Below are 21777 nucleotides of genomic sequence, written 5' to 3' on the forward strand. Positions count from 1 at the left end.
CATTATTGTTTTTTGTGCTGGTAAAACTCAGCCAGCGTCATCCCCACGGTCTTATCCGATAACCAGGTAAAGAGCGTTTCTAAATCCTGATATAAACCTTCGATCGCCGCATCGTCTTTAAACGTTGGGCTTCCGCCCGGCATAAATTCAGACGAGTGAAGCATAAATTCCACGTAGTCATTTCCCTGAGACAAACATTGCTGCGCAACCTGAATCATCTGCGAGGCATTGCCACCCGAAGGACGCAGCCAGTTGACGGAAGGCGAGCGGTATTTCCCGCGAAGGCGATCGTAGCCCTGCTTAACGGTGTTCAGCCAGGCGGGATGTTTATACTGAATGCTCATCGGGACTTCGAGTAATGGGCTGTTACCCGGCCGGGCAACGTTCTCGACGTCCATGAAGTAGGCGTGGTCAGGAAAAGCATGATAGTTCGTTCCGCCCTTTCCTTGCGGGGCACCTTTTGCATTGCGCCAGTTCACGCGCGGCGTGACGGAACAATCCACCTGATAACCCAGCTCGATCAGCAATTGGGCGTAACGGCTATCGAACGCCCAGCGCCCGGCACGGTGGCTGAGCATTTTGGTCTGAAATGTCTCTTCCAGCAGCTCAGTCATGAACAGCACTTTTTCGCGCATGACATCGTCCGGGAATTCAATCAGATACGGCTGCCAGCGCCAGTCATCCCCGGTGAGATCGTGCTCCGGCGGGCTATTCCACGCATGAAGGTGCATACCCACCTCCCCCGCACCGCGGGCGATAACGTCTTTAGCAAACGCGATGAAAACTGGTTCAATCGCCATCTCATAGTTCGTCAACCAGACGGGCTTAAAGCCAAAACGCTCGCAGAGCGACTGGAACCGAGCCAGGTAGCGTGCGTTTTCCGTTTTAATAACCCGATGGTTTTGCCAGAGATTATCGCCTTCAGTATCAATCGTGATGATAAACGCTGGTTTTTTCATAATGAACCCGTGAGACAGATAAGTTAGCGCTATGTTACGCACGCCACAAAGCTGGAGTAAACCCTTGCAAAGAAATTCCTGACATTATGGAGAAAGAGTGCAACTCGTTACCAGGTCTATTAGAATTGCCAACAGTACAACGCTGATAAGATGATGATGAATAACTTACCTGACATGCCTGATTTGCGCATTTTACTTATCAAACTTCGCCATCATGGCGACATGTTACTCACCACACCCGTCATTGATTCGTTACGCCAGGCATGGCCGCAGGCACAGATTGACGTGCTGCTTTATGAAGAAACCCGCGATATGCTCGCCGCGCATCCGGCCATCGGTACCATCTATGGTATCGATCGTAAGTGGAAGCAGCTGGGAACATTGAAGCATCTTCAAAAAGAGTGGCAGCTACTTTGCGCGTTAAGAGCGCAACATTATCATCTGGTGATCAACCTTGCCGATCAGTGGCGCAGCGCGATTGTAACGCGTTTTACCGGCGCGCCTGTTCGTATCGGGTTCGCCTTCAATAAACGCAATACTGCCTTCTGGCGCTTTTGCCATACTGCATTAGCCCCCGTCACAAATCACAACGCGTTACACACCGTCGAACAAAATCTCTCCATACTTTCACCGTTACCGGTGGTTCCCCAGCCGGCCGTCACCATGGCTTACCGTTCAGAAGACTGGGAGAACGCACGTCAAAAGCTCGCGCAAACGGGTGTGGGGGATGACTACATCGTGATTCAGCCTACGTCGCGCTGGTTCTTTAAATGCTGGGACGAAGGCAAAATGGCGCAAACCATTACGGCGCTTCAGCAGGATGGTCACACCGTCGTGCTGACTGCCGGGCCGGATAAAAAAGAGATGGCGATGATTGAGCGCATTCTTGCCGCCTCGCCGAAAACCGGCGTCGTCTCGCTGGCGGGCCAATTAACGCTGCGTCAGCTGGCCTCCCTCATCGATCATGCTCGATTATTTATTGGCGTGGATTCCGTGCCGATGCATATGGCCGCCGCGCTGCAAACACCGTGTGTCGCGCTTTTTGGCCCGTCCAAACTGACGTTCTGGTCGCCGTGGCAGGTAAAAGGGGAGGTGATATGGGCAGGCGATTACGGCCCGCTCCCCAACCCGGACGCCATTGATACCAACACCAAAGAACGCTACCTCGACGCCATTCCTGTGGAAGCCGTCGTCTCCGCGGCAAGGAGATACCTGTAATGAAACACTATCGTCTGGCGATTGTTCGCCAAAAATATCGCCCGGACGGCGGGGCGGAACGTTTCGTCTCCAGAGCCCTTACCGCGTTAAGCAACCAAAACCTTGAACTCAACGTCATCACACGCGAATGGCAGGGCGAGAAGCAGGACGACTGGCATATCCACATCTGCGACCCGCGCAAATGGGGCCGCATCAGCCGCGAACGCGGATTTGCTCACGCCGCGCGCGCGCTCTGGCAACAGCAACAGTTTGATATTGTTCAAAGCCATGAGCGCATTCCAGGCTGTGACATTTATCGCGCAGGCGATGGCGTGCATCGGCGCTGGCTGCTGCAGCGCGCGCGTATCCTGCCCGCCTGGCGTGCACACATGCTCATGCATGACCGCTATCACCGCTATGTGATGAACGCCGAACGTGAAATGTATCAGGCACCCGAGTTGAAAGCCGTTATCTGTAATGCGGAGATGATCAAGCGCGAAATCGTCGAAGACTTTGATATTGACGCAAAAAAGATACATGTGATTTATAATTCAATTGATTCGTGCCGCTTCGTTCCAGTAGAAGAGGTACAACGTGCGGCATTGCGTCAGCAGTTTGAGGTGCCCGCTGACGCGACCGTGTTCTGCTTCGTGGGCTCGGGGTTTGAACGAAAAGGGTTAGCCAGCGCCATACGTGCTATTGCGGGAACCGCGGCATGGCTGATTGTGGTTGGACAGGATAAAGCAGAGCGTCGTTATCGCGACCTTGCCCGGTCATTAGGCTGTGAAGGGCAAATTCGCTTTCTGGGTATGCAAAAAGAGACGCTGCCATTTTACCAGCTATCCGATGGTTTACTGTTGCCAACGCTGTATGATCCCTTTCCTAACGTCATACTGGAAGCGATGGCCTGCGGTTTACCGGTCATTACGTCGACCAGCTGCGGTGGGGCAGAATTTATTGAGCAAGGCCAGAACGGCTTTTCCTGTGACGCACTTGATATCAGCACATTGAAGGAGGCGATAGCGGCCACCCCTTCACTGAACAACAATAACAACATGGGGCTTGCGGCGCGTGAACGCGTGAAAGAGGCGACTCCCGAAAAACTTTCAAGCCAGCTTATTTCGCTTTATCAAAAATTACTGGATTAATAATGCGCATCCTAATGATTATTGATGGTTTACCCGGTGGAGGCGCCGAAAAAACGGTTCTCACACTCTCCAGCGGACTGATAGAAATGGGGCACCAGGTCTCCCTTTTCTCTTTGCGGAAGGTGTGCGACTACGCCATTCCGGAGGGCATCGATTTTCAGGTTATTCAGGATATGTGCACCAAACCCTGGCGCAAGCTGACGGAGATCCCACGCCGTTCACGGCTGCTGGGTCAGGCGGTTGAGCGAGCCGAGCGCAGCGGTAAATTTGATGTGATTTTCTCCCATCTGCACAAAACTGACCGAATCGTGGCGCATTGCAGTGCGTTAGAGCGCGATAAGGTCTGGTTCTGCGTTCACGGCATGTTCTCCTTCTCCTACCTGCGCCATCGAAGCGGCCTGTCACGCTGGTTCAAGCATTTTAAAATTCGTCATACCTATGAAAACCGCAACGTTGTCGCCGTTTCGGCTGCCGTACTGAAGGATTTGTCCCAGACGCTGGCCATCGATCTTCGCCGCCAGGCGGTCATTCACAATCCGTTCGATATTCCCGAAATTCAGCGTCTGGCAGACGCTCCCTTTGAGATGCAGGGGCAGGATTACATCATCCACGTTGGCCGCTTCCATGAGCACAAACGTCACGATCGCCTGTTGCGGGCGTTCGCACTGAGCGGCCTGGATACCACGCTGGTGATGATGGGAAATGGTTCCGAGGCGAAAATTCAAAAACTGCAGCAGCTTGCCAGCGAACTGGGCATTGCTAACAAGGTCCTGTTCCGCCCGTTCGAGTCCAATCCCTATCCCTGGATCCATGGGGCACGCCTGTTAGTGCTCAGTTCCGACTGCGAAGGTTTTGGTAATGTGCTGGTTGAAGCGATCATCTGCCAGACGCCGCCCGTGAGCACTAACTGCCCAGGCGGCCCCGCTGAAATTCTCACGGGAACTTTAGCGCGCGGGCTGACAGAGATGAATGACGAATCACTGGCAAAAACGCTGGCGGATATTTACACCACGCCGCCGGCCGTCGATCGCGAAACGATAGCATCGTTCGGCATCAACGCCATTTGCCAGCAATATATTGCTTTGGTCGACAATCAATAATAATCAGGTTTTTTATGCAAAATTCAGTGCCATTATTAAGCGTGGTGGTTGCCGTTTACAACGGTGAAGCTTTCCTGGATCAGTTCTTTACCTGCCTTACGGATCAGCGTATCGACGATATGGAAGTGATCATCGTCAACGATGGTTCCACCGACGGTTCGATGCAGATCGTCAATAAGTGGCGCGATAAACTGCCGCAGATGCAGGTGATTGAACAGGCAAATCAGGGGGTCTCTGTCGCCCGTAACACCGGTCTGGCCATTGCCACCGGGCAATATCTTTCCTTCCCTGATATTGATGATGTCTTCAAGCCCGGCATGTACCAGCACCTTCTTGAGATGGCCGTCACGCAGAACCTGGATGTCGCCACCTGTAACGGGAACTACGTCTGGGAAAATAATAAAAAGCCTTCGCGTCCTATCTTCCCGGAAGACAAACTGGCCTCAACGGGGGTGATGACCGGGGCGGCATGGCTGAAAAAAGCGCTCGATTCCCGCAAGTTTTTGCATGTCACCTGGCTCAATATCTATCGCCACGACTTTATCCGCCAGAACGGCTTTCGTTTTGAACCCGGCCTGCGCCACCAGGATATTCCGTGGACCACCGAAGTGCTGCTCGCGGCTGAGCGGGTTCAGTACACCAGTGAACGTTATTATGACTACTACATCCACTCCGCATCGGTGTCGCACACACCAGACAATGACGACACGCTGATCCGTTCCGCGCGCCATTACATGAAAATCCTTCAGATGCTTGATGCCATTAATCAGCGCTATCCGGACAAAATCAAAAATATCCCCGCCTGCCACTGGCAAATTGCCAAAGAGGGGCTTGGGATTATTCATACCTTCGATAACATGAAGGATGAAAAGAAAAAGTCTATGATTATTAAAGAATTCTTCGATACAGGCATCTGGAAGCTCATCTGGAAAAGTGCAAAAAGTCCGCGACTGCGCTGGCGCCTGGGCCGACGTTACTTCCGTTTGAAGCGGTATGTGGCATAAGAGATAGCTTTACCTGGCTTAAATGCTTAGAATTTGCCCGCCGAAACTGAAAAAACGGATAATCGCTTGGAATTGTTGTATACCGCCCTGCTCTACATCATTCAGCCACTGGTGTGGCTGCGACTGTTGCTTCGTAGCCGTAAAGCGCCTGCGTACCGTAAACGCTGGGCTGAACGCTATGGCTATTGCCGTAATAAAGTGGCCCCGGACGGTATTTTGCTGCATTCCGTTTCTGTCGGTGAAACGCTGGCGGCGATCCCGCTGGTTCGCGCCCTGCGTCACCGCTACCCTTCCCTGCCGATCACCGTCACCACCATGACGCCGACCGGCTCCGAGCGCGCCCTGTCCGCGTTTGGTAAAGATGTGCATCACGTCTATCTGCCTTACGATCTCCCGTGCGCCATGAACCGTTTCCTCAATACCGTTCGCCCGAAGCTGGTGATCGTGATGGAAACCGAACTGTGGCCGAATATGATTTCCGCCCTGCATGCCCGTAAAATTCCGCTGGTGATTGCCAACGCGCGCTTGTCTGAACGTTCCGCGAAGGGTTACGGCAAGCTGGGTAAATTTATGCGTCGCCTGCTCAGCAAAATTACCCTGATTGCGGCACAGAACGATGAAGACGCGGCACGGTTCACGGCGCTTGGTCTGAAACGCAATCAGCTTGCCGTGACCGGCAGCCTGAAATTCGATATTTCCGTTACGCCGGAGCTGGCGGCACGGGCGGTGACGCTGCGTCGCCAGTGGGCACCCCGTCGTCAGGTGTGGATTGCTACCAGCACCCACGACGGTGAAGAAGAGATTATCCTCCAGGCGCATCGCAAGCTGCTGGAGACCTTCCCTGATCTAGTGCTGATCCTGGTGCCGCGCCATCCGGAGCGTTTCAAAGATGCTAGCGAAATGGTACAGAAAGGCGGTTTCAGCTTCACCCTGCGCAGCACCGGTGAGATCCCTTCCGGCAGCACCCAGGTGGTAATTGGCGATACCATGGGCGAGCTTATGCTGCTGTACGGCATTGCCGATCTGGCGTTTGTCGGCGGCAGCCTGGTTGAGCGCGGAGGCCATAACCCTCTGGAGCCAGCGGCGCACGCCATTCCGGTACTGATGGGGCCACACACGTTCAACTTCAAAGATATCTGCGCGAAATTGCAGCAGGCCGATGGTTTAATTACCGTGACGGATGCGGACTCGGTGGTGAAAGAGGTTTCAACCCTGCTCACCGACGAAGACTACCGTCTGTGGTACGGCCGCCATGCTGTTGAGGTACTGCATCAGAATCAGGGCGCGTTGACCCGTTTGCTGCAGCTTCTGCAACCTTACCTGCCTCAGCGGAGCCACTGATGTCTGCGCGTCTGTCGGTCGTCACGATCGCCAAAAACGCTGCCGACCTGCTTCCGGACTACCTGGCCTCTGTTTCTTGGGCGGATGAAATCATCTTGCTTGATTCCGGCAGCACCGATAACACGGTAGAAATGGCGCGTGCGGCGGGCGTACAGGTCTATGTCGACACCGACTGGCAGGGCTACGGTATCCAGCGCCAGCGCGCGCAGGCCTGCGCCACCGGCGATTACGTGCTGATGATCGATACCGATGAGCGCATTACGCCGGCGCTTCAGCAGAGCATTCAGGCCATCCTGGCCGCCCCACAGCCTGGCGCGGTCTACAGCATTGCGCGTCGCAACTACTTCCTCGGGCGGTTTATGCGCCACAGCGGCTGGTATCCTGACCGCGTTATGCGTCTTTACGAGCGCACCCGTTATCAGTACAACGACAACCTGGTGCATGAGTCTCTGGCCTGTGAGAACGCCCAGGTTATCCCGCTGACGGGCGATCTGCTGCACCTCACCTGCCGCGATTTCGCCAGCTTCCAGCGTAAGCAGCTGAGCTACGCCACCGCATGGGCGCAGGAGCGCCACCAGCGCGGCAAGACAGCCTCGTTGACGGGCATCTTCACCCACACGCTGGGCGCGTTTCTGAAAACGCTGCTGCTGCGTGGCGGCGTGCTGGATGGCAAACAGGGTTGGTTACTCGCGGTGGTAAATGCCCAGTATACTTTCAACAAATATACCGAGCTGTGGGCGCTCTGCCGCGGCTACTCTGAGAAAACGTGAGCCATGAGCACAAAAGCGATTTATCCGGGTACCTTCGATCCGATCACCAACGGTCATCTTGATATCATCACGCGCGCAGCAAGCATGTTTGATAAGATGATTCTGGCCATTGCCGCCAGCCCCAGCAAAAAACCGATGTTCGATCTGAACGAGCGCGTTGCGCTTGCCACCGATGCGATTTCTCATCTGCCGAACGTGGAAGTCGTAGGGTTCAGTGACCTGATGGCCAACTTTGCTCGCGCCCAGCAGGCCAACATTCTGATCCGCGGATTGCGCGCGGTGGCGGATTTTGAGTATGAGATGCAGCTGGCGCACATGAACCGCCATCTGATGCCGGAGCTGGAAAGCGTATTCCTGATGCCATCGAAGGAGTGGTCGTTTATCTCCTCCTCGCTGGTGAAGGAGGTCGCGCGTCATCAGGGCGATGTGACCCACTTCCTGCCGGAAAACGTGCATCAGGCGTTAATGGAAAAGCTGAAGTAACCGTTGCCCGGTGGCGCGGCGCTTACCGGGCCTGATATACGCTTATTTCTGACACTGACGGCAATAGAACGTGGCGCGCTGGGCGTGCTTCGTTGCAATAATCGGTGTGCCACAGACTCTGCACGGCTCGCCTTTGCGGCCATAAACCTGCAACTCCTGCGCGAAATAGCCAGGCTTACCATCGCTCTGCAGGAAGTCCTTCAGCGTTGTTCCCCCCTGTTCAATGGAGCGCAGCAGCACCGCCTTAATCACCCTGACCAGCAGCTCGCACTCCTGCGCCGAGAGCGACGAGGCCAGCCGATCGGGATGGATCCCGGCAGCAAACAGCGATTCGCTGGCGTAAATATTCCCCACGCCCACCACCAGCTTGTTATCCATTAGCCAGGGCTTAATCGGCGCTTTCTTCTTCGCACACTTTGCTCTCAGGTAATCAGCGTTAAACGCCTCAGAGAGCGGCTCCGGCCCCAGATGCGCCAGCGCGCTATGGCCTTCCAGCTCTTTGGCCCACAGCCATGCGCCAAAGCGGCGAGGGTCGGTGTAGCGCAGCACTTTGCCGTTACTCATGACAAGGTCAACGTGATCGTGCTTTTCAGCAGGCAGCTCTTCGGTGAGGATCCGCAGGCTGCCGGACATCCCCAGGTGGATGATGATCCAGCCGTCAGGCAGCTCCAGCAGCAGGTATTTCGCGCGGCGCTGTACGCTGATGACGGGCTTATCGCTTAACGCGTGAATTTCATCGGAAACCGGCCAGCGAAGACGACCATTGCGGACAACAGCATGAAGAATGGTCGCACCAACCAGATGTGGTTCAATGCCGCGGCGGCTGGTCTCTACCTCAGGTAATTCAGGCATGGTTTCTCCGTTGGATGCAGAATGCAAAAAACCCCGCAGTTGCGGGGTTTTTCAATACAAGGAATCTAAAATTATTTGATTTTAGCTTCTTTGTACAGTACGTGCTGGCGTACAACTGGATCGAATTTTTTCAGTTCCAGTTTTTCCGGCTTAGTACGTTTGTTCTTCGTGGTGGTGTAGAAGTGACCAGTACCAGCAGAAGAAACCAGCTTGATTTTCTCACGAATACCTTTAGCCATGATTTATTTCCTCTTTAAGTACTTAGTACTTTTCGCCACGGGCACGCAGTTCGGACAGAACTGTATCGATGCCTTTCTTATCAATAACACGCATACCTTTAGCAGATACACGCAGGGTGACAAAACGCTTCTCGCTCTCAACCCAGAAACGGTGAGAGTGCAGGTTAGGCAGGAAACGGCGTTTAGTCGCGTTCAGTGCGTGGGAACGGTTGTTACCGGTCACCGGACGCTTGCCAGTAACTTGGCAGACTCGGGACATGTCTATTCTCCAAAAATCAAATTAGCTCGAGCTTCGTATGGGGTATCGGCGCCTCGTCAGGCTTTACAGCCCGGTCATCGCATAGTTCTAAGTGAACTCTCGATTGCCAGGCCCAAATGCCAAACCCGAGATTCTCAAAGGTGGCGTAGTATACGCTGACTCGGCGGTGTGCTCAAGTCCCGAGCAGACAAAGATCCCAATGGATCGCTTAAAATGGTCTAAATCCAACCATGTTCTGCAAAAGAGAGGTACTCTCCGCGGCCAATTATCAGATGGTCCAGCACACGAATGTCCATGATTTGACAGCACTTGATAATGCGTTTGGTGATTTCTTTGTCAGCTCTGCTTGGTTCTGCACAGCCAGAGGGGTGATTATGCGCGAGGATCACGCCGGCTGCATTCACTTTTATCGCTTCCCGCACGATTTCTCGGGGATGGACCTCAACGTGGCTTAATGTACCCGAAAACAGGTGGCAATGCTTCAGCACCCGGTTTTTGTTATCAAGAAAGATCGCCATAAAGATCTCGCGCTCGGCGTCTGCCAGCTGGCTTTGCAAAAACTCGCGGGTCATTTCAGGGGTCAGGAGCGGGTCTTCTTCCTGCATACGCACAATGTAGAAACGTCGGGCAAGTTCGGCAATCCCCCTTAACTGGGCAAATTTCGCCACGCCAATGCCATCAACCTCTTTAAACGCCGCCATGTCGGCGGTCAGCAGGCCATACAGCGAACCGAAGTGGTGGATCAACTCGCGCGCCAGGACATAGACCGACTTCCCCTGAGTGCCGGTTCGCAAGAACAGCGCCAGCAGCTCCGCATCGGTAAGCGACGTAATGCCATAGCGCAGCATTTTTTCACGCGGTAACAGCGATAATACCTCATCCATGCCCTGTCTCCTTAGGTTTAACACTATGCTGCCACAGCTCTCCCCCCTGCTCGACGCCCATTTTTCGTTCCTGCGTAGCGCCTCGCAAAGTGGATAACGGACAAAATCACCCCGTTTTAGGGATTGTGATAAAATGCCGGCTCTCTGGTGAAACCCAACAGGAAAGAATCATGATGAGCCTGGCCGGTAAAAAAATCGTTCTTGGCGTGAGCGGCGGCATTGCTGCCTATAAAGCGCCGGAGCTGGTGCGCCGTTTGCGCGAGCGCGGAGCCGACGTGCGGGTCGCGATAACCGAAGGCGGCAAAGCCTTTATTACTCCCCTGAGCCTGCAGGCCGTGTCGGGATACCCGGTGTCGGATAGCCTGCTCGATCCGGCGGCTGAAGCCGCGATGGGCCATATCGAGCTCGGCAAGTGGGCAGACCTGGTTATCCTCGCCCCTGCGACGGCTGACTTAATCGCCCGCGTCGCGGCCGGTATGGCGAACGATCTGGTCTCCACCATTTGCCTTGCCACACCGTCTCCCGTCGCCGTCGTGCCTGCGATGAATCAGCAGATGTACCGCAACGCTGCCACCCAGCATAACCTCGAGACGCTGGCCTCTCGCGGCCTGCTTATCTGGGGGCCGGACAGCGGCAGCCAGGCCTGTGGGGATATCGGCCCCGGGCGCATGCTCGATCCGCTGACGATTGTCGATATGGCTGCCGCTCATTTTTCGCCTGTCAACGATCTGCAACATCTCAACATCATGATTACCGCGGGCCCAACGCGCGAGCCGCTGGACCCGGTGCGCTACATCACCAACCACAGCTCCGGCAAGATGGGCTTTGCGATTGCTGCTGCTGCGGCAAAACGCGGCGCGAACGTCACGCTCGTCAGTGGCCCGGTGTCGTTACCGACGCCCCCCTTCGTGCAGCGCATTAACGTGACCACAGCCCTGGAAATGGAGGCTGCCGTTCAGGCGCACGCCCAGAATCAGCAGATTTTTATCGGCTGTGCCGCCGTCGCTGACTATCGTGCAGAGACCATCGCAGACTGCAAAATTAAGAAACAAGGCGATGAATTAACACTAAAAATGGTTAAAAACCCGGACATCGTGGCCGGCGTTGCCGCACTGAAAAACCATCGTCCTTACGTTGTTGGGTTTGCCGCCGAAACAAATAATGTGGAAGAATATGCCCGGCAAAAGCGTACCCGCAAAAACCTCGATTTGATTTGCGCGAATGATGTCTCGCTGTCCACGCAAGGATTTAACAGCGACAGCAACGCATTGCACCTTTTCTGGCAGGATGGAGATAAAGTCTTACCGCTTGAGCGCAAGGAACTCCTGGGCCAACAATTACTGGACGAGATCGTTACCCGTTATGATGAAAAAAATCGACGTTAAGATTCTGGACCCGCGCGTTGGCGAGCAATTTCCGCTGCCAACCTATGCCACCTCCGGCTCTGCCGGTCTTGACCTGCGCGCCTGTCTCGATGACGCCGTAGCGCTGGCTCCGGGCGAGACCACCCTGCTCCCGACCGGTCTGGCGATTCACATTGCTGACCCGTCGCTGGCGGCGGTGATCCTGCCGCGCTCTGGTTTGGGCCACAAGCATGGTATTGTGCTGGGCAACCTGGTCGGCCTGATTGACTCTGACTATCAGGGCCAGCTGATGGTCTCCGTCTGGAACCGTGGCCAGGATAGCTTCACCATTGAACCCGGCGAGCGGATCGCGCAGATGGTGTTTGTACCTGTTGTGCAGGCCGAATTTAACCTGGTGGCTGACTTTGACGCCACCGACCGTGGCGAAGGCGGCTTCGGCCATTCAGGGCGTAAATAGTCGCCCGTTAGACACGCATCTCACAGCGCCATAATGCAATAACAAACCGCAAACGTCAGTTTGCGGTCGCTGTGTGGATGCCAGCCTGGCAAGTGCTTATTTTCAGGGGTATTTTGTAACATGGCAGAAAAACAAACCGCGAAAAGGAATCGTCGCGAAGAAATACTTCAGTCTCTGGCTCTGATGCTTGAATCCAGCGATGGCAGTCAACGCATTACCACAGCAAAACTGGCGGCCTCCGTGGGCGTGTCGGAAGCGGCGCTGTATCGCCATTTCCCGAGCAAGACCCGGATGTTCGACAGCCTGATTGAGTTTATTGAAGACAGCCTGATCACGCGTATCAACCTGATTCTGAAAGATGAGAAAGACACCAGCGCGCGTCTGCGTCTGATTGTGCAGTTGATTCTGGGCTTTGGCGAACGTAATCCTGGCCTGACCCGAATCCTGACCGGACACGCCCTGATGTTTGAGCAGGATCGTCTGCAGGGCCGCATCAATCAGCTTTTTGAGCGCATAGAGGCGCAGCTGCGCCAGGTCCTGCGTGAGAAGAAGATGCGTGAAGGCGAAGGGTACATCACCGATGAGACGCTGCTGGCAAGCCAGATCCTGGCGTTTTGCGAAGGGATGCTCTCCCGCTTCGTGCGCAGTGAATTCAAATATCGCCCAACGGACGATTTTGACGCCCGCTGGCCGTTAGTGGCTTCGCAGTTGCAGTAACGATATCCGGCCTGCGTAACCCTGGGCCCGGTAAGCGCTTGCGCCACCGGGCAAAAAATCACACGCCAAACGCTTCCCGATAGGCACGCACCGCCGCCAGATGGTCCGCCATCTCTGGCTTCTCTTCCAGATACGCAATCAGGTCTTTCAGCGTGATGATTGACGTCACTTTACAGCCGTAATCACGCTCCACTTCCTGAATAGCCGAGATCTCGCCGCGTCCGCGCTCCTGACGGTCCAGAGAGATCAGCACGCCCGCAAGCGTTGCGCCGTTCGCCTGGATAATCTCCATCGATTCACGGATCGCGGTGCCTGCCGTGATCACATCATCCACCAGCATCACGCGGCCCTGCAGCGTGCTGCCGACCAGGTTCCCGCCTTCACCGTGGGTTTTCGCCTCTTTACGGTTAAAGCAGTACGGCACGTCGCGATCGTGATGTTCTGCCAGGGCAACCGCCGTGGTGGTCGCAATTGGAATGCCTTTGTAGGCCGGGCCAAACAGCAGGTCAAAATCAATCTTTGAATCCACCAGAGCCTCGGCATAGAAACGGCCCAGCAGAGCCAGATCGCGCCCGGTATTAAACAGCCCGGCGTTGAAGAAATAGGGGCTTTTCCGCCCGGATTTCAGCGTGAACTCGCCAAACTTAAGTACCTGCTTGTTAAGCGCAAACTCAATAAACTGGCGCTGATATGGTTTCATGGATTCGCTCCTTTATTATCTGTCTTACAGGCAAAAAAAAGGCGACTCATTGGTCGCCTTTAAAATCAATTTTCTAACGCCGCTTTCTGCGTCGTGACAATAGATTCGATTCCCCCTCGGGCCAGCGCCAACAAGGAGAGAAGTTCTTCATGGGTGAATGGCTCGCCTTCTGCGGTGCCCTGCACCTCAATGATGCGTCCGTCTTCGGTCATCACCACGTTCATGTCAGTTTCCGCCGCGGAATCTTCAACGTATTCCAGATCGCACAGCGCTTCACCGTTAACGATACCTACGGAAACCGCCGCAACCATCCCTTTCATAGGGTTAGTTTTCAGTTTGCCGGCCGCAACCAGCTTGTTCAGCGCATCCGCCAGCGCAACACAGGCGCCGGTAATAGACGCCGTACGCGTGCCGCCATCGGCCTGAATCACATCGCAGTCCAGCGTGATGGTGAATTCGCCCAGCACTTTCAAATCAACGGCTGCACGCAGCGCACGCGCGATCAGACGCTGGATCTCCATGGTACGTCCACCCTGTTTACCCTTTGCCGCTTCACGGGCGTTACGGGTATGGGTCGCACGCGGCAGCATGCCGTATTCGGCGGTGATCCAGCCCTGGCCCTGGCCTTTCAGAAAGCGAGGAACGCCTTCTTCAATAGAGGCGGTGCACAGCACTTTGGTGTCACCAAACTCAACCAGCACGGAGCCTTCAGCGTGTTTTGTATAGTTACGGGTCAGGGTGACGGGACGCACCTGATTGGCGCTACGGCCTGATGGACGCATGATGAATTCTCCGGCTTGAAACGAATGTGGCTGCGCATTATACGGATAAAGGGCGCTTATTCCTATCCTGAGAAGCCCCCGAAAGCTATAATCCCCCCATCTCTCTTTTAAAAACGGGAATGTCTATGATCCGCAGTATGACCGCCTACGCCCGGCGTGAAATCAAGGGTAGCTGGGGTAGCGCTACCTGGGAAATGCGCTCGGTAAACCAGCGCTATCTGGAAACGTATTTCCGTATGCCGGAGCAGTTCCGCAGCCTGGAGCCAGTCGTGCGCGAGCGTATTCGTGCTCGTCTGACGCGCGGCAAAGTGGAATGCAACCTGCGTTTTGAACCCGATGCCAGCGCTCAGGGTGAGCTGATCCTTAACGAAAAACTGGCTCGCCAGCTGGTGAACGCAGCCAACTGGGTCAAGATGCAGAGCGACGAAGGCGAAATCAACCCGGTGGATATCCTGCGCTGGCCTGGCGTGATGGCTGCCGGTGAACAGGATCTGGATGCCATTACCGCTGAAATTCTCTCCGCCCTCGACGGCACGCTGGACGACTTTATCGTTGCCCGCGAAACAGAAGGCCAGGCGCTGAAAGCCATGATTGAGCAGCGTCTTGAAGGCGTAAGCGCCGAAGTGGCTAAAGTTCGCAGCCATATGCCTGAAGTGCTGCAATGGCAGCGCGAGCGTCTGGTGGCGAAACTTGAAGAAGCAGAAGTTCAGCTTGAAAACACCCGTCTGGAACAGGAGCTTGTCCTGATGGCGCAGCGTGTTGACGTTGCCGAAGAGCTGGACCGTCTTGGCGCGCACGTTAAAGAGACCTACAACATTCTGAAGAAGAAAGAAGCTGTGGGTCGCCGCCTCGACTTCATGATGCAGGAGTTCAACCGTGAGTCAAACACGCTGGCCTCTAAGTCGATTAATGCTGACGTGACCAACTCCGCGATTGAGCTGAAGGTACTCATCGAGCAGATGCGCGAGCAGATCCAGAATATCGAGTAACGACTTTCGGGTGGTATCGTTCGATATCACCCATTATTTATTCTAATCCGTTTTTCTCTACCCCTTTCCCGCCTATCGCCATATATATGCCATTTTCATCAAAACCTGATTAGTTTTTATAGGGCAAAGCACATCACCTTAGAAAATCTCAATCGTGATCCTACGCACAACTCGCTAACCTCTGGGCGCTCACACCGGAGGTTATATGCTGCTTCATATTCTTTATCTCATTGGTATCACCGCAGAGGCCATGACGGGCGCGCTTGCAGCCGGGCGCCGGCGCATGGACACCTTCGGCGTGATCATCATCGCCACTGCCACCGCGCTGGGTGGCGGCTCGGTACGTGACATTTTGCTGGGCCACTATCCACTGGGTTGGGTAAAACATCCGGAGTACGTGGTTATCGTGGCCACCGCCGCGGTATTGACGACCATTGTGGCTCCCGTGATGTCCCACCTGCGCCGCCTGTTCCTGGTGCTGGATGCCATAGGGCTTATCGTCTTTTCCATTATCGGGGCGCAAATTGCGCTGGATATGGGGGAAGGCCCGATTATCGCCACCATTGCCGCCGTCGTGACCGGCGTGTTTGGCGGTGTGCTGCGCGATATGTTTTGCAAGCGTATCCCGCTCGTTTTCCAGAAGGAGCTTTACGCCGGCATCTCCTTCGCGGCAGCCGTACTGTATATCGCTCTGCAGCATTACGTCTCCAACCATGACGTCGTGGTGATCTCCACCCTGCTTTTTGGCTTTACGGCACGCATGCTGGCGCTGCGCCTGAAGCTGGGGTTGCCCGTTTTCCACTACAAACACAACGTGCACTGATCTCAGAATCCGTTGATGCGCTGTTCGGCAAGCCATGCTGCCAGCGCCTCGACCTGGGGATGGTGTAACCACTCGACTATTTGCAGCGCTTTTTCTTTTCCGGTCCCCGGCAGGCGTTGCCACTCTTCGGCGCGACGGCTGCGCATTGCCTGCCACGATGTGTCCCCGGCGGCATTCAGCGTGGCTTTGGTTACCGGAATACCCATCGCCGTGATCCAGCGGATAAAAGGTTGTTCACGAATCAGGTTAAAACGATGCCAAAGCGCTACACCGCGTGCGGCGAAAAATCCCGGCGTCGACTGGATCTGCGCCTGGTTTAAGCGCAACCACGAAAAGATATGCTCAAAATGATGCGCCTGGTAAAGCGCACGCCAGCCAGCCTCCCCCAGACCCTTAACGTCCAGCCCCTGCGTCGAGCTTAGCCACGTTAACCGGCTAAAGAACTGGTCCATACATTCTGGCGAGGCATAAAAACAGGTCAGTGAATGAAACTGCGACGCCGGAGGGCGTGGTTTTTGCCGCTCAACCCCACGCCAGATCACCTTTTCAAACCGCGGGATGCCTTGCCCGGCCAGGCTAATCAGAATGTGATCGCCCGGCGCAATATCCAGCCGTTGCCATCGGTCCACCGACCCCAGGCTCACCCGCTGCACGCGTTTATCATCCAGTTGCACGGGCGCCAGTAATGCGACGACGGAAATTTTTCCCGTTCTGCCCACAGCAAACTGAATGTCCCGCACGTCGGCTACCTGCGAAACCGGGGTGTATTTCCACGCGATGACCCAATTCCCCTCTCCGGGTAGCCAGCGGTCGCCGGCGGGTTCAACGGCCGAACGCACCACAACGCCGTCCGTGACAAAGGGCAGAGGCGAGGTAAGCCAGTGCGCGCGCTGTTTTTCGACCTCGTCTGCTGACTGAACTGGCAAGGTATAGCGGGCCGTTAAATCAAAGCCTGACTGCGATAACTGCGTAAGGTGCTGCTGCATGGCTTTGGGTCCATCAGGCCAGGCCCAGATAAACACGCCGATCTGCTTCAGAAGCGAGGCATCCGCGTGTCGCATCATCGCCCCGGCAACTTTAGCCCGTGCGTTCATTCCGCCCATTTGCTGCTGGATATGGTTATCACGCAGCAGAAACAGCTCGCCCTGCAGAACGCTGTTCGCCAGCGCGCCTTCGGTGGATTGAGGCACCAATGGCATTGCGTGTACCTGCGCGGTCCAGTCTTCACCTTTTATGCCATCCCCACGGCTGACGGCCTGACTTAATGTCCCGTTGCGGTACACCAGCGTTACCGCCACACCGTCCACTTTCGGCTGCACCCAGAGATCGCGTCGGGCGTACATCCACTGGCGAAGCGCCTCTTTACTGGCAACCTTCTGAACGCCCGTGTGGGCGATGGGATGTTTGACCGTTCCCTTCAGCACGGGAAGGGACGACTCCGCGGGTGCGTTACCAAAACATCGCTGCCACTGGGCCAGGCGGGCGGTGAGCTGGTCGTAAATCTCATCACTCACCTCGCTTGTCCCCTCTTTCCAGTAGGCCTCATCCCAGCGTGTTTTCTGCGCGCTCAACGCCGCAATCTCTTTCTCTGCCTTCCCCTGCGACCAGACGGGGCATACCGCCACGCTACAACCGCACCACAACAGCATCACACTGCTTATCCATCGCCACATTGCTACCCCTCCTTTGTAGTGGGAGTGGTATAACCCGGCGCGCAAAACAACGCGATTAGCAACCTTTCACTTTGCGAGGCGTCATCCAGGCTTTCTTTTTGTTGCTGAAAACCAAAGATGAAACCTGAAAACGGCACGCAAAATTTAATAAACCATGGGAAAAAGTGTGACAAAGGCTACGTCACACAGCGCCGACGTGTATAATAAGCCCGTATGTAGGACTTCTTCGCTAACACATACAAAAGACTCTCATGGCTCAAGGCACGCTTTATATTGTTTCTGCCCCTAGTGGCGCGGGTAAATCCAGCCTTATTCAGGCACTTTTAAAAACCCAACCGTTGTACGACACACAGGTTTCTGTTTCTCACACCACGCGAGCACCGCGTCCGGGTGAGGTGCACGGTGAGCACTATTTCTTTGTGAATCACGACGAATTCAGAGCGATGATTGGCAGAGACGCGTTTCTTGAGCACGCTGAAGTTTTCGGTAACTACTACGGCACCTCGCGTGAAACCATTGAGCAGGTGCTGGCAACGGGCGTCAATGTGTTCCTGGATATCGACTGGCAGGGCGCGCAGCAGATCCGCAAGAAGATGCCGGACTCGCGCAGCATCTTTATACTGCCGCCGTCGAAAGATGAACTCGATCGCCGTCTGCGCGGTCGCGGTCAGGACAGCGAAGAGGTGATTGCAAAGCGTATGGCGCAGGCAGTTGCAGAAATGAGCCATTACGCGGAATATGATTACCTTATTGTGAATGATGATTTTGACGCCGCGCTGAGCGATCTCAAGACCATCCTTCGTGCAGAACGTCTGCGTATGAGCCGCCAGAAGCAGCGACATGACGCATTAATCACCAAACTGTTGGCAGACTGAACCCACTTTCAGTATCATGCCCAGTCATTTCTTCACCTGTGGAGCATTTTAAGTATGGCACGCGTAACTGTTCAGGACGCTGTAGAGAAAATTGGTAACCGTTTTGACCTGGTACTGGTCGCCGCGCGTCGCGCTCGTCAGATGCAGGTAGGCGGTAAAGATCCGCTGGTACCGGAAGAAAACGATAAAACCACCGTTATTGCACTTCGCGAAATCGAAGAAGGTCTGATCAACAACCAGATCCTCGACGTGCGTGAGCGCCAGGAGCAGCAAGAGCAGGAAGCCGCAGAACTGCAGGCCGTAACCGCCATTGCTGAAGGTCGTCGTTAATTAAACCTGCGGGTCGCCCTTGTATCTGTTTGAAAGCCTGAATCAACTGATTCAAACCTACCTGCCTGAAGACCAGATTAAGCGTCTTCAGCAGGCGTATCTCGTTGCACGTGACGCTCACGAGGGCCAGACACGTTCAAGCGGTGAACCCTATATCACGCACCCGGTTGCGGTAGCCTGTATTCTGGCCGAGATGAAACTCGACTACGAAACGCTGATGGCTGCGCTGCTGCATGACGTGATCGAAGATACCCCTGCCACTTACCAGGATATGGAACAGCTGTTTGGCAAAAGCGTTGCTGAACTGGTGGAAGGGGTCTCTAAGCTTGATAAGCTGAACTTCCGCGATAAGAAAGAGGCGCAAGCCGAAAACTTCCGCAAGATGATTATGGCGATGGTGCAGGATATCCGCGTCATTCTCATCAAACTCGCTGACCGCACGCACAACATGCGCACGCTGGGCTCATTACGCCCGGACAAACGTCGCCGCATTGCCCGTGAAACCCTCGAAATTTACAGTCCACTGGCGCACCGTTTAGGTATTCATCACATTAAAACCGAGCTGGAAGAGCTGGGTTTTGAAGCGTTGTACCCGAACCGCTATCGCGTAATTAAAGAGGTGGTGAAAGCCGCGCGCGGTAACCGTAAAGAGATGATCCAAAAAATCCTCTCTGAGATTGAAGGACGTTTACAGGAAGCGGGGATCCCCTGCCGCGTCAGCGGTCGCGAAAAACACCTGTACTCCATCTACTGCAAAATGGTGCTTAAAGAGCAGCGTTTTCACTCGATCATGGATATCTACGCGTTCCGCGTGATCGTCCAGGACTCGGACACCTGCTATCGCGTGCTGGGGCAGATGCACAGCCTGTATAAACCGCGTCCGGGGCGCGTGAAAGATTACATCGCCATTCCAAAAGCGAACGGCTATCAATCTTTGCACACCTCGATGATCGGGCCGCACGGTGTGCCTGTCGAAGTGCAGATCCGCACCGAAGATATGGACCAGATGGCGGAAATGGGTGTCGCGGCACACTGGGCCTATAAAGAGCACGGTGGCGAAAGCAGCACTACCGCACAGATCCGCGCCCAGCGCTGGATGCAAAGCCTGCTGGAATTGCAGCAGAGCGCGGGTAGCTCATTTGAATTCATTGAGAGCGTGAAATCCGATCTCTTCCCGGATGAGATTTACGTTTTCACACCAGAGGGGCGCATCGTCGAGCTGCCTGCTGGTGCCACACCGGTCGACTTTGCTTACGCCGTGCATACCGATATCGGTCATGCCTGCGTGGGCGCGCGCGTCGACAGACAGCCTTACCCGCTGTCGCAACCGCTCGCCAGCGGTCAAACAGTGGAAATTATTACCGCGCCGGGCGCACGTCCGAACGCGGCCTGGCTGAACTTTGTCGTCAGCTCCAAGGCGCGCGCCAAAATTCGTCAGCTGCTGAAAAACCTCAAGCGCGATGACTCCGTAAGCCTGGGTCGCCGTCTGCTCAACCACGCGTTGGGCGGCAGCCGTAAGCTCGCGGAGATCCCGCCTGAGAACATCCAGCATGAGCTGGAGCGCATGAAACTCGCCTCGCTGGACGACCTGCTGGCCGAGATCGGCCTTGGTAACGCCATGAGCGTGGTGGTAGCGAAGAACCTGCAGCAGGGCGACACCGCCTCCGTGCCGCAGTCCACGACGCAAGGCCACGGTCATCTGCCGATTAAAGGCGCTGACGGCGTGCTCATTACCTTCGCGAAATGCTGTCGACCTATCCCCGGCGACCCGATCATTGCCCACGTCAGCCCGGGCAAAGGCCTGGTGATCCACCACGAGTCCTGCCGTAACATCCGCGGCTATCAGAAAGAAGCGGAGAAGTTTATGGCCGTCGAATGGGATAAAGAGACGGCGCAGGAATTTATCACCGAAATTAAGGTGGATATGTTCAACCACCAGGGTGCTCTGGCAAACCTGACGGCTGCCATCAACACCGCCTCTTCCAACATTCAAAGCCTGAACACGGAAGAGAAAGATGGCCGCGTGTATAGCGCCTTTATTCGCCTGACCGCGCGCGACCGTGTGCATCTGGCGAACATTATGCGCAAAATCCGCGTGATGCCAGACGTTATCAAAGTCACTCGTAACAGAAACTAGGCTTATGAATTCAGTACGTTATGCACGTATCTGTGAAATGCTCGCCAGGCGCCAGCCTGACCTGACGGTCTGCATGGAGCAGGTCCATAAGCCTCACAATGTCTCCGCTATTGTCCGTACAGCAGACGCCGTCGGCGTGCACGAAGTCCACGCCGTCTGGCCGGGCGCGCGTATGCGTACGATGGTCTCGGCTGCCGCAGGCAGTAATAGCTGGGTCTCGGTTAAATCTCACCAGACAATAGGCGATGCCGTATCCCATCTTAAGGGCCGTGGCATGCAGGTGCTTGCGACCAACCTGTCCGATAAAGCCGTAGATTTTCGCGAGATCGACTACACCCGCCCGACCTGCATTTTGATGGGTCAGGAGAAAACCGGGATCAGCCAGGAAGCGCTGGATCTGGCGGATCGGGATATCATTATCCCGATGATCGGCATGGTACAGTCCCTCAACGTCTCCGTTGCCTCCGCGCTGATCCTGTATGAAGCACAGCGCCAGCGTCAGAACGCCGGAATGTACGCGCGCAGCAGCAGCATGCTGCCGGAAGAAGAACAGCAGCGACTGCTGTTTGAAGGGGGCTATCCGGTGCTGGCCCGCGTGGCGAAACAGAAAAAATTACCTTACCCCCACGTCAACGCGCAGGGCGAAATTGAAGCCGATGCCGAGTGGTGGTCTACCATGCAGTACGCAGGATAA

Annotated in this window: 24 protein-coding genes; 16 read left to right on the forward strand and 8 right to left on the reverse strand. The window is 55.2% G+C overall.

Annotated elements, in window-relative coordinates; genetic code table 11:
• Positions 1-2 precede the first annotated feature (2 nt).
• Complete coding sequence (locus I6L58_RS11960) at positions 3-959, reverse strand: polysaccharide deacetylase family protein (RefSeq protein ID WP_088208998.1); 957 nt, start codon at positions 957-959, stop codon at positions 3-5.
• A 150-nt stretch (positions 960-1109) separates the two neighbouring features.
• Here I6L58_RS11960 and rfaQ point away from each other — a divergent pair, with 150 nt between their 5' ends.
• The 7 genes from rfaQ to coaD all read left to right on the forward strand — a co-directional run bounded on the left by rfaQ (position 1110) and on the right by coaD (position 8002).
• The gene (rfaQ, locus tag I6L58_RS11965) at positions 1110-2177 is read left to right on the forward strand and encodes a putative lipopolysaccharide heptosyltransferase III (RefSeq protein WP_088208997.1); all 1068 of its coding nucleotides are present in this window, start codon (positions 1110-1112) and stop codon (positions 2175-2177) included.
• Complete coding sequence (locus I6L58_RS11970; protein WP_088208996.1) at positions 2177-3304, forward strand: glycosyltransferase family 4 protein; 1128 nt, start codon at positions 2177-2179, stop codon at positions 3302-3304. Before rfaQ ends, I6L58_RS11970 begins: the two co-directional genes overlap by 1 nt.
• Before the next feature lie 2 nt (positions 3305-3306).
• Complete coding sequence (locus I6L58_RS11975) at positions 3307-4404, forward strand: glycosyltransferase (protein ID WP_088208995.1); 1098 nt, start codon at positions 3307-3309, stop codon at positions 4402-4404.
• A gap of 14 nt (positions 4405-4418) precedes the next feature.
• A complete protein-coding gene (locus tag I6L58_RS11980; protein ID WP_088208994.1) occupies positions 4419-5408 on the forward strand; it encodes a glycosyltransferase in 990 nt (329 codons plus the stop codon).
• 66 nt (positions 5409-5474) lie between these two features.
• A complete protein-coding gene (gene waaA / locus I6L58_RS11985) occupies positions 5475-6749 on the forward strand; it encodes a lipid IV(A) 3-deoxy-D-manno-octulosonic acid transferase (protein ID WP_088209055.1) in 1275 nt (424 codons plus the stop codon).
• Positions 6749-7519, forward strand: coding sequence for a glycosyltransferase family 2 protein (locus I6L58_RS11990; protein WP_088208993.1), 771 nt, complete (start codon positions 6749-6751; stop codon positions 7517-7519). The genes waaA and I6L58_RS11990 overlap by 1 nt, the downstream gene beginning before the upstream one ends.
• A 3-nt stretch (positions 7520-7522) precedes the next feature.
• Positions 7523-8002 carry a pantetheine-phosphate adenylyltransferase gene (coaD, locus tag I6L58_RS11995; protein ID WP_088208992.1) on the forward strand — a complete coding sequence of 160 codons (480 nt, stop codon included), beginning with the start codon at positions 7523-7525 and terminating at the stop codon, positions 8000-8002.
• A 42-nt stretch (positions 8003-8044) separates the two neighbouring features.
• On the opposite strand, the gene mutM is transcribed toward coaD, so the two are convergent.
• From mutM to radC, 4 genes are all read right to left on the reverse strand, one after another.
• Positions 8045-8854 (reverse strand): bifunctional DNA-formamidopyrimidine glycosylase/DNA-(apurinic or apyrimidinic site) lyase, encoded by an 810-nt coding sequence (gene mutM, locus I6L58_RS12000; RefSeq protein WP_088208991.1) that lies wholly within the window; start codon positions 8852-8854, stop codon positions 8045-8047.
• A gap of 71 nt (positions 8855-8925) precedes the next feature.
• Positions 8926-9093: a 50S ribosomal protein L33 gene (gene rpmG, locus I6L58_RS12005; protein WP_003024094.1), complete on the reverse strand. Its 168-nt coding sequence runs from the start codon at positions 9091-9093 to the stop codon at positions 8926-8928.
• Between the two features lie 22 nt (positions 9094-9115).
• Entirely contained in the window at positions 9116-9352 is a 237-nt protein-coding gene (gene rpmB / locus I6L58_RS12010) for a 50S ribosomal protein L28 (protein ID WP_002436699.1), read from the reverse strand.
• A gap of 218 nt (positions 9353-9570) precedes the next feature.
• On the reverse strand, positions 9571-10236 hold the full coding sequence (gene radC / locus I6L58_RS12015; RefSeq protein ID WP_006177720.1) for a RadC family protein: 666 nt from the start codon (positions 10234-10236) through the stop codon (positions 9571-9573).
• A gap of 173 nt (positions 10237-10409) precedes the next feature.
• Between radC and coaBC the strand changes: the two genes are divergently transcribed.
• The 3 genes from coaBC (at position 10410) to slmA (ending at position 12774) form a co-directional block, all read left to right on the forward strand.
• Positions 10410-11621, forward strand: coding sequence for a bifunctional phosphopantothenoylcysteine decarboxylase/phosphopantothenate--cysteine ligase CoaBC (coaBC, locus tag I6L58_RS12020; RefSeq protein ID WP_088209054.1), 1212 nt, complete (start codon positions 10410-10412; stop codon positions 11619-11621).
• Entirely contained in the window at positions 11599-12057 is a 459-nt protein-coding gene (dut, locus tag I6L58_RS12025) for a dUTP diphosphatase (RefSeq protein WP_006177718.1), read from the forward strand. The genes coaBC and dut overlap by 23 nt, the downstream gene beginning before the upstream one ends.
• Before the next feature lie 120 nt (positions 12058-12177).
• On the forward strand, positions 12178-12774 hold the full coding sequence (gene slmA, locus I6L58_RS12030) for a nucleoid occlusion factor SlmA (protein WP_006177717.1): 597 nt from the start codon (positions 12178-12180) through the stop codon (positions 12772-12774).
• Positions 12775-12832: 58 nt separating this feature from the next.
• Here the strand turns inward: slmA and pyrE are convergent, their stop codons facing one another.
• Positions 12833-13474, reverse strand: a complete 642-nt coding sequence (gene pyrE / locus I6L58_RS12035) for an orotate phosphoribosyltransferase (protein WP_006177716.1) — start codon at positions 13472-13474, stop codon at positions 12833-12835.
• Between the two features lie 65 nt (positions 13475-13539).
• Positions 13540-14256: a ribonuclease PH gene (gene rph, locus I6L58_RS12040; RefSeq protein WP_006177715.1), complete on the reverse strand. Its 717-nt coding sequence runs from the start codon at positions 14254-14256 to the stop codon at positions 13540-13542.
• 125 nt (positions 14257-14381) lie between these two features.
• On the opposite strand from rph, the gene I6L58_RS12045 reads away from it, so the two are divergent.
• Positions 14382-15245 (forward strand): YicC/YloC family endoribonuclease, encoded by an 864-nt coding sequence (locus tag I6L58_RS12045; RefSeq protein WP_042321337.1) that lies wholly within the window; start codon positions 14382-14384, stop codon positions 15243-15245.
• A 205-nt stretch (positions 15246-15450) separates the two neighbouring features.
• Positions 15451-16068 carry a trimeric intracellular cation channel family protein gene (locus I6L58_RS12050; RefSeq protein WP_058610853.1) on the forward strand — a complete coding sequence of 206 codons (618 nt, stop codon included), beginning with the start codon at positions 15451-15453 and terminating at the stop codon, positions 16066-16068.
• Between the two features lie 2 nt (positions 16069-16070).
• Here I6L58_RS12050 and ligB read toward each other — a convergent pair whose 3' ends face one another.
• A complete protein-coding gene (gene ligB / locus I6L58_RS12055; RefSeq protein WP_088208989.1) occupies positions 16071-17741 on the reverse strand; it encodes an NAD-dependent DNA ligase LigB in 1671 nt (556 codons plus the stop codon).
• 251 nt (positions 17742-17992) lie between these two features.
• Between ligB and gmk the strand changes: the two genes are divergently transcribed.
• The 4 genes from gmk to trmH are packed head-to-tail and all read left to right on the forward strand — an operon-like array spanning position 17993 to position 21777.
• Positions 17993-18616: a guanylate kinase gene (gene gmk / locus I6L58_RS12060; protein WP_006177710.1), complete on the forward strand. Its 624-nt coding sequence runs from the start codon at positions 17993-17995 to the stop codon at positions 18614-18616.
• A 54-nt stretch (positions 18617-18670) separates the two neighbouring features.
• Positions 18671-18946 (forward strand): DNA-directed RNA polymerase subunit omega, encoded by a 276-nt coding sequence (gene rpoZ, locus I6L58_RS12065; RefSeq protein WP_000135058.1) that lies wholly within the window; start codon positions 18671-18673, stop codon positions 18944-18946.
• A gap of 19 nt (positions 18947-18965) precedes the next feature.
• The gene (gene spoT / locus I6L58_RS12070; protein WP_006177709.1) at positions 18966-21083 is read left to right on the forward strand and encodes a bifunctional GTP diphosphokinase/guanosine-3',5'-bis pyrophosphate 3'-pyrophosphohydrolase; all 2118 of its coding nucleotides are present in this window, start codon (positions 18966-18968) and stop codon (positions 21081-21083) included.
• A gap of 4 nt (positions 21084-21087) precedes the next feature.
• On the forward strand, positions 21088-21777 hold the full coding sequence (trmH, locus tag I6L58_RS12075) for a tRNA (guanosine(18)-2'-O)-methyltransferase TrmH (RefSeq protein ID WP_058610855.1): 690 nt from the start codon (positions 21088-21090) through the stop codon (positions 21775-21777).

Source organism: Enterobacter cancerogenus (assembly GCF_019047785.1).
In the GTDB taxonomy this organism is placed as follows: Bacteria; Pseudomonadota; Gammaproteobacteria; order Enterobacterales; family Enterobacteriaceae; genus Enterobacter; species Enterobacter cancerogenus.